Source organism: Streptomyces sp. ADMS (assembly GCF_033441795.1).
In the GTDB taxonomy this organism is placed as follows: Bacteria; Actinomycetota; Actinomycetes; order Streptomycetales; family Streptomycetaceae; genus Streptomyces.
This window is the reverse complement of the sequence record NZ_JAVFVX010000396.1, coordinates 1-549: the sequence shown is the minus strand read 5'-3', so window position 1 is coordinate 549 and position 549 is coordinate 1. Positions and strand designations below refer to the sequence as shown.

Below are 549 nucleotides of genomic sequence, written 5' to 3'. Positions count from 1 at the left end.
GCACGTCTTCCTGCGGCGAGACATCGCCATCCAGGAGGAGATCACCACGGATGTCATGACCCGGAGCCTCGGCCTGCGACCCGGCGAGGTCAGCGTCCGGGTCGCCGACGGACGGGTGACACTCGACGGCACCGTGCCACAGGAAACCCTCATCCCCATCGCGGTACGCCTGTCCGAAAGCGTCGACGGTGTCGTCGAAGTTACGCATCACCTCCGCGCCGGCAGCGAGACCACAGCCGGTACACCGGGGCGGTGAACCCCATCCGCCGTGGACGAGGTGCGACCACCGCCCTCCAGAGGAACACGGGCATCGGCTCTGCGGGGCGGGAGGCGCCGGGTCTGTCCACCATGGATACCCCCGATGTCCCGGTCGAGCTTGACGTCGAGGTCCCGGTGCCCGGTCAGTCCGAAGCCCGACGGAGGAGCCCGGTGTCATGGTCCGTTACGTGTACGACTTCGCAGAAGGCGGCCGCGACCAGGCCGACCTGCTCGGTGGCAAGGGCGCGAACCTGGCCGAGATGACCCGGATGGGCCTGCCGGTCCCGCCAG

1 protein-coding gene is annotated in these 549 nt (G+C 69.2%); it reads left to right on the top strand.

The features are described from left to right. Positions 1-256 (top strand): BON domain-containing protein (locus tag RB628_RS41245; RefSeq protein ID WP_318325751.1); only part of this gene is annotated, 256 nt, incomplete at its 5' end. Between the last annotated feature and the right edge of the window lie 293 nt (positions 257-549).